This window comes from Dactylosporangium sp. NPDC000244, assembly GCF_040300725.1.
In the GTDB taxonomy this organism is placed as follows: Bacteria; Actinomycetota; Actinomycetes; order Mycobacteriales; family Micromonosporaceae; genus Dactylosporangium.
The window spans coordinates 47,706-54,773 of record NZ_JBEPEH010000009.1 but is presented as its reverse complement, the minus strand read 5'-3'; the positions used below and the strand labels follow the sequence as shown (position 1 = coordinate 54,773).

The window sequence follows — 7,068 nt, the reverse complement described above, 5'->3', positions numbered from 1 at the left end:
CACGGCGACGCCCGCCAGCAGCAGCGCGATGCCCGGCAGCGTTCGTGCGGCCGGCAGTTGCCCGAGCAGCACCCACGCGATGACCAGCGCGCCCGGCACCTCCAGCAGGAGCAGGACCGCGACCGTCGTGGCGCTGACCCGGTGCAGCGCATAGTTGATCAGGGTGTGGCCGAGCAGCTGGGGCCCGATCGTCATGCCGGCGATCGCCAGCCAGGTGCTCCAGGTGTACCCCCACAGCCCTGCCCCCGTCGCAAGGCACACGACGACGATGAGCGCCGCGCAGATGCTGTAGCAGATCGACGCGTACACGCTCATCGTCAGGCTGGCCCGCGCGCGCTCGCCGAGCAGCGTGTACCCGGCCGAGGCCATCCCGCCGGCCAGCGCCAGCGCGTCGCCCAGCAGCGCCCGCCCCGACAGGTCCGGGTCGGCGCCGGTGGCCAGCGCGACGCCCGCGACCGCGATCCCGATGCCGGTCCAGGTGCTGCCCGGCACCCGCACGCCCCGGACCGCCGCGACCAGCGCCGTCCAGACCGGGGTGGTCGAGACCAGCGCGACCGACATCGCCACGCTGGTCAGCTTGGCGCTCGGCACCCAGGTGCCGAAGTGCACGGCCAGGAACACCCCGGACAGCACGGTGACGCCCAGCGCCCGCCGGTCGGGCCGGGCACCCCCGTGCCGCAGGGCCACCGGCGCCAGCGCCGCGGCGCCCAGCGCGTTGCGCCAGAACGCGATGGCGAGCGCGGGAGCGGCCGCGAATGCGATCATGGGCGCCGAGGCCGACACCGCCACGATCGCGACGACGAGAGCGACGACAGTGGAAAGACCGACCTTGCGCATGGTGCGAATTGTCGTTGATCCGACACGACACGCCCGGGGGGACCAGGTACACCGTTCGGAGGATGCAAGGGGGAACCGATCGGTGATTCAGGCTGTCTGTTTCGACTACTACAACACATGCACCAGCGCGGTCCGTCGGGGTGGGGGGCACCGCCGCACCGCCGAGGTGCTCGGCGTCGACCCGGCCGAGTGGCTGTCCGTGCTCGACCGGACCTACGACGAGCGGGCCCGGGGCGGCTACGGCAGCCACCTCGCGGGCCTGCGCCGCCTGTGCACCGAGCTCGGCGTGGAGCCGACGACCGCCCAGTTACGCGAGGCGGCGGAGCTGCGGCTGGCCACCGTGCAGGCCGACGCCCCGCTGCGCCCGGAGACCCTCGGGGTCCTGGACGCACTGCGGGCGGCCGGCGTGCGCATCGCGATCGTGAGCGACTGCTGGTTCGAGCTCCCGCTCGTGCTGCCGCGCACGCCGCTGGCCGACGTGATCGACGCCGCCGTGTACTCCTGCCAGGTCGGGCACACCAAGCCCCACGCCGCGATGTACGCCACCGCCTGCGCCCAGCTCGACGTGGACCCGGCCCGCTGCCTGTACGTCGGCGACGGCGGCAGCCGCGAGCTCACGGGCGCGGCGCGCTTCGGCCTGACCGCGATCCAGCTGCGCGCGCCGGACCTGGGCGCCCACCTGACCTTCCACGCCGAGCCCGACTGGCGCGGCCCGATGGTGACGAGCCTCGAGGCCGTCCCGGAGCTCGTGGGCGCTCGCGAGCTGGTCGCCTGACGCCCTTCGTCCCCCGTTCGGTGGAGGCCGGGCCTATCCTGGGGGCGTGACCGTGACGGCGACGTTGTCGCTGACGGATGGCCGGTACCTCGCCCGCCTGGCGGCGGACGCGGTGCACGCGCGGCTCACGGGCTCGCCGCTGGCCGCGACGATTCCGCTGGACAGCCCCCTCCGGCGCGACGGTGCGTCCTTTGTGACCCTGGAGCGGGCTGGGGCGCTGCGGGGGTGTGTGGGCAGCCTGGAGCCGGTCCAGCCGCTGCACCGAGATGTCGTGCGCAACGCCGTGCAGGCGATGCGCGATCCGCGGCTGCCTCCGGTGACCGCCGAGGACTGGCCTGGGCTGGACGTGAAGGTGTCGGTGCTCGGCCGGCCGGAGCCGATTGCCGCGGAGTCCCGGTCGGGGCTGCTGGCGGTTCTGCGGCCGGGCGAGGACGGGCTGATTCTGCGGGATGGCACGCGGCGGGCGACGTTCTTGCCGGCGGTGTGGGCCAAGCTGCCGGATGTTGAGCAGTTCGTGGATGCGTTGCTGCGCAAGGGCGGGTGGGCGGCGGGGGAGTGGCCGGCGCAGGTCGAGGCCCTGCGCTACACATCGACCGAGTACCGCGACGCGGCGCCACGACCGCAAATTTCCGCATAAATCGCCCTTTTTCCGAATTTCGGCGGTTTCGTCCGACGGGTCCGCCCGCGGCTCGCAGTGCCGGTTCGGCGGCGCGCCACGACCGCCAAGCGGCTCGCAGGGCAGGGCGGGCGTCGCTTTTGTCCGACGATGCGCGGGTTTGTCCGACGATGCGCGGGCGGCTCGCGGCGCAGGGCGGGCGGCGCGCCACGGCTGTCGTGCGGCACGAGGCCCAGCGCGCAGCGCAGGCGGCGCAGGGCGGTCAGTCGCAGGTCAGGCAGCTCGAGCAGTGCGGACGCAAAGTCGGGTGCCACGGGGCGCGGGTCCGGCAGCGCGGCAAGTCGGCACAAAACGGGCGCGGACAGCGGCCCCGGCGGGCACGTGCGGCGACCAAGGCGGGCGCGGCGACTCCAGGCAACGGCGACCAAGGCGGGCGCGGCGACTCCAGGCAACGGCGGCCAAGGCGGGCGCGGAGCGGCGGCCAAGGCGACGAAAGCCCGGCGGCGCAAGATCCCCGCCCCCGACCCGCTCGGCAGCTCCCCGCGACGCGCGAAAGCCAACGCCCCGCCGACAGCCCCAGCAGCCCGGACCGACACCAACGCCAGCGGCCCCATCACCCCCAATCGTGATTGGATGTGAAACATGGACGCACTGGTCGAGGAGGCGGCAAAGAAAGCCGCAGTAGCCTGGATCGCCGTCGCCGGCCGCCCCCCAACCCTCGCCTGGTGCGCCTGGCTGGGTGGCGCCCTGCTCGTAGTAACCGGCGAGGGCGAGCAGGCGATCCCCGGCCTGTCCGAGTCCGCAACCGCCGACGTCAGCCTCCGCGGCGATCACGGCGGCCGAATCGTCACCTTCCCCGCCGACGTCACCCGCATCGCCCCGTCCGACGAGGCGTGGACCGAACTCGTCCCCCAACTCGCCGGCAAGCGCCTCAACAGCTCCGGCGCCGCCGACGACCTCGTCCGAGCGTGGGCCGAGCGCTGCGTCGTCAACCGTCTCGCCCCGGCCGGAGCCTCCGCGGGCATGCCCGACGACTCCCAGGCCGCCCCGCCGCGCCCGACTCCCGCCACCCGCATCCCCCGCCGCCCGTTCCGCCTGCACAAAGTCCGCGGCGCACGGGGCCGTTGAGCTGCGAGAAGGAACCCGGTCGCGCCCTCCTTTTTCAAACCTCAGTTTACCCACCGCCACCTAATCGATCACGCTCCGACAAGATCGAAAACGGCGCTGAGTAACCAATGCATCACCCCAGACCGACGGCCCGCAGGCTCTCCTCCCACAGGCGGGCCGCCAGCGCGGGACTGTCGGTGTCGCGGGAGGGGCGGATCAGCTTGCGATCCATGTAGTACCCGCCCGACGTCAGCTGCGAGGCCGGAGTCGCGGCCAGCCACACCAGCGTGTCCGCCCCGCGCTCCGGGCTGCGCGCGAACGGGGCCAGCCTCGCCGCCATGTTCACGCCGATCGAGGAGCCGAAGCGGCTGCGCACGAAGCCCGGGTGGTACGACGCCGACATGATGTCCGGCCAGCGGCGGGACGCCTCGGCGGCGAAGAGGATGTTCGCCTGCTTCGCGGAGCCGTACTGCCGCCACAACCCCCGCTTCCGGGCGCCGCGCAGGTCGGCGGGGTCGAGGGCGCCCATCGCGTGCGCGCCCGAGGCGGTGTTGATGATCCGGCCCCCGCGGAGCTGTTCTCGCAGGAGACTACTGAGCAGGAACGCCGCGAGGTGGTTGGTCTGCAGGGTCGCCTCGAAGCCGTCGGGGGTGATCTGGTGGCCGCGCACGACGCCGCCCGCGTTGTTGGCCAGCACGTCGATGCGCTGGTAGCGCTGGCGCAGGTGGTCGACGAGCACGTGGACGTCGTCGAGTCTGGCGAAGTCGCTGCGGTACGCGGGGGCCGTCCGGCCTCCGCCCGCCTGGGAGACCGCGGCGGCCGCGGCCTCGAGCCGGGCGGGGTTGCGCCCGACGAGCACGGTGTTCGCGCCGCGCCTGGCCATGTCGATCGCGGCGGCCAGGCCGATGCCGGAGCTGGCCCCGGTGATGACCACCGTACGGCCGGTGAGATCTCCCACAGGGGAGTTCTGTGTACTCACGCATCGAGGTTACCGTTTGGTAGCCGCCTGAACCTTGACTAAGGAGCCGTCGATGGCCGCCCTGGGACGCCCGCGCCGCTCGTGCCTCGCCGTGCCCGGCTCCAGCGTGAAGATGCTGGCCAAGGCCCAAGGGCTGCCGGCCGACCAGGTGTTCCTCGATCTCGAGGACGCCGTCGCGCCGCTGGCCAAGCCCGAGGCGCGCAAGAACATCGTGGCGGCCCTCAACGACGGCGACTGGGCGGGCAAGACGCGCGTCGTGCGGGTCAACGACCTGACGACGCCGTGGACGTACCGCGACGTCATCGAGGTCGTCGAGGGCGCCGGCGAGAATCTCGACGCCATCATGCTGCCCAAGGTGCAGAGCGCCGGTCAGATCGAATGGCTCGACCTGACGCTGACCCAGATCGAGAAGACCCTGGGGCTCGAGCCGAACACGATCGGCATCGAGGCGCAGATCGAGAACGCCGCCGGGCTGGTCAACGTCGACGCCATCGCCGCGGCCAGCACGCGCCTGGAGACCATCATCTTCGGCCCGGCCGACTTCATGGCCTCGATCAACATGAAATCGCTGGTCGTGGGCGGGCTCATCCCCGGCTACCCGGGCGACCCGTACCACTACATCCTCATGCGCATCCTGATGGCCGCCCGCATGCACGACCTGCAGGCCATCGACGGCCCGTTCCTGCAGATCCGCGACGTCGACGCGTTCCGCGAGGTCGCCGGGCGCAGCGCCGCGCTGGGCTTCGACGGCAAGTGGGTCCTGCACCCGGGGCAGATCGAGGCGGCCAACGAGGTGTACTCGCCCGCCCAGGACGACTACGACCACGCCGAGATGATCCTCGACGCGTACGACTACTACACCTCCGAGGAGGGCGGCCGCCTCGGCGCCGTCATGCTCGGCGACGAGATGATCGACGAGGCCTCCCGCAAGATGGCCCTGGTCATCGCGGCCAAGGGGCGCGCCGCAGGGATGAAACGCGGCACCGTCTTCACCCCGCCGAACTGAGAAAACGCGCGTCGCATTGCCCGGTGGCGCGTCCGGCAGGCAGGATTTGCCGTATGGCACCCGACCTACGTTCCAGCGGCCCCGCCGGCAAGAGCGGCCGGCGCGACGCGAGCCGGCCGTCCTCCGCGCGCCGCACCCTGCGAGCCGTACCGTCCAGCGGTCCCGACCTCGCCGGCGACACCGCCGAGGAGGAGACCCCGGCCGCGATCGACCGGCTCGACGGACGGGTCGCCCTGGTCACCGGCGCGGGCAGCCCGGACGGCATCGGCTACGCCACGGCCCGCCGGCTCAAGCAGATGGGCGCCGCCGTCGCGATCGTCTCCACCACCCGGCGCATCCACGACCGGGCCAGCGAGCTCGGCGTGATCGGCTTCGTCGCCGACCTGACCGTCGAGGCCGAGGTCGGCGCGCTCGCCGACGCCGTGCTCGACCAGCTCGGCGCGGTCGACATCCTCGTCAACAACGCCGGCCTGGCCAGCAAGGCCAGCCCCGAGGTGCTGCGCCCGGTCGCCCAGCTGACCTACGAGGAGTGGCGGGCCGAGATCGACCGCAACCTCACCACCGCGTTCCTGGTCAGCCGGGCCTTCGTCGGCGGCATGGCCGAGCACGGCTGGGGCCGCATCGTGAACCTCGCCGCGACCGCCGGGCCGGTGAACGCGCTGCCGGCCGAGGCCGGGTACGCCGCGGCCAAGGCCGGCGTCGTCGGGCTGACCCGCGCCCTGGCCATGGAGCTCGTCGCCGACGGGATCACGGTCAACGCCGTCGCCCCCGGCATCATCCACACCGGCGCGTCCACCCTCGTCGAGCTCAAGCAGGGCTTCGGCACGCCGATGGGGCGCCCCGGCACGCCGGAGGAGGTCGCGGCCACGATCGCCTTCCTGTGCTCGCCCGGCGCGTCGTACATCACCGGCCAGATGCTCGTCATCGACGGCGGCAACAGCGTGCGTGAGGCGCAGTACCGCTGACGCCGACACAGACCCGTCATCAGCGAATGCCCAGGTTCGCTGGCTATGTTTGGCCGTATGGGGGCTCGTCCGGCTGACTACGTGGTGCTGCTGACGCCGCCGGCCACTGTCGGGGCGGCGTGCGAGGTCGTGCTGCTGTCCGGCGAGCCCGAGGCGTTCCTGCCGCTGATCCTCGTGCTCCAGCCGCTGACCGTGCTCGGCATCGTGGTGGGGCTCGTCCAGCTCACCCGCAGCACCCGTGGGCCGTCGACCTTCAAGCTGACGGTGTACCGCGGGGAGCCGGCCTTCGCCGCGCTGCCCGCGTTCCGCCGCCAGTGCCTGTTCAACGGCCTGCTGAGCGCCGCCCTGCTGCTGATGGCGCTCAACGGGATGCGGGTCGCCGGCCGGATCGTGCCCACGATGGCCTGGGCGATCCTGGTCGTCAACGGCTGCACCGTCCTCCTGCTGCTGTTCCGCATGATCCGCAGCGGGCCGCTCCTGCTCACCCGGGGTGGGATCGCGGTCGACGGCGGCCGCAGCTTCGTGCCCTGGGCGGCGCTCGGGCCGGGGCCGGAGCACCAGCTGTGGACGGTCACCCGCCCGGAGCTCATCGAGGGCGCCCGCGTGAAGCGCTTCCAGCCGGGCCAGGACGTGCCGCTCGACGTGTCGCTGTGGTTCCTGTTCCGGGCGATCCACACCTACGTCGAGCATCCGCAGCAGCGCCCCGAGATCGGCACCCCGGAGGAGCTCGTCCGCCTGCGCGGCACCCTCGCCCGCCAGGCCACCTGATCGCCCGACGCGGCC

Annotated in this window: 8 protein-coding genes; 6 read left to right on the top strand and 2 right to left on the bottom strand. The window is 72.8% G+C overall.

The window, feature by feature from the left end; all coding sequences use genetic code 11:
- The coding region (locus tag ABT369_RS14395) for a DMT family transporter (protein WP_350612210.1) at window positions 1-837 on the bottom strand (837 nt) is incomplete at its 3' end.
- Between the two features lie 82 nt (window positions 838-919).
- Between ABT369_RS14395 and ABT369_RS14390 the strand changes: the two genes are divergently transcribed.
- The 3 genes from ABT369_RS14390 (at window position 920) to ABT369_RS14380 (ending at window position 3,356) form a co-directional block, all read left to right on the top strand.
- Entirely contained in the window at window positions 920-1,612 is a 693-nt protein-coding gene (locus tag ABT369_RS14390; RefSeq protein WP_350612209.1) for an HAD family hydrolase, read from the top strand.
- Window positions 1,613-1,658: 46 nt separating this feature from the next.
- The gene (gene amrA, locus ABT369_RS14385; protein WP_350612208.1) at window positions 1,659-2,249 is read left to right on the top strand and encodes an AmmeMemoRadiSam system protein A; all 591 of its coding nucleotides are present in this window, start codon (window positions 1,659-1,661) and stop codon (window positions 2,247-2,249) included.
- A 621-nt stretch (window positions 2,250-2,870) separates the two neighbouring features.
- Window positions 2,871-3,356, top strand: a complete 486-nt coding sequence (locus ABT369_RS14380; RefSeq protein ID WP_350612207.1) for a hypothetical protein — start codon at window positions 2,871-2,873, stop codon at window positions 3,354-3,356.
- Between the two features lie 112 nt (window positions 3,357-3,468).
- On the opposite strand, the gene ABT369_RS14375 is transcribed toward ABT369_RS14380, so the two are convergent.
- Window positions 3,469-4,314, bottom strand: coding sequence for an SDR family NAD(P)-dependent oxidoreductase (locus tag ABT369_RS14375; RefSeq protein WP_350612206.1), 846 nt, complete (start codon window positions 4,312-4,314; stop codon window positions 3,469-3,471).
- A gap of 52 nt (window positions 4,315-4,366) precedes the next feature.
- Here ABT369_RS14375 and ABT369_RS14370 point away from each other — a divergent pair, with 52 nt between their 5' ends.
- Genes ABT369_RS14370 through ABT369_RS14360 form a run of 3 tightly spaced genes read left to right on the top strand, consistent with a single transcriptional unit; the run spans window position 4,367 to window position 7,053 of the window.
- Window positions 4,367-5,320, top strand: a complete 954-nt coding sequence (locus tag ABT369_RS14370) for an HpcH/HpaI aldolase/citrate lyase family protein (protein WP_350612205.1) — start codon at window positions 4,367-4,369, stop codon at window positions 5,318-5,320.
- A 53-nt stretch (window positions 5,321-5,373) separates the two neighbouring features.
- A complete protein-coding gene (locus ABT369_RS14365; RefSeq protein ID WP_350612204.1) occupies window positions 5,374-6,285 on the top strand; it encodes an SDR family NAD(P)-dependent oxidoreductase in 912 nt (303 codons plus the stop codon).
- A gap of 57 nt (window positions 6,286-6,342) precedes the next feature.
- Window positions 6,343-7,053 (top strand): hypothetical protein, encoded by a 711-nt coding sequence (locus tag ABT369_RS14360; RefSeq protein WP_350612203.1) that lies wholly within the window; start codon window positions 6,343-6,345, stop codon window positions 7,051-7,053.
- Window positions 7,054-7,068: the final 15 nt, after the last annotated feature.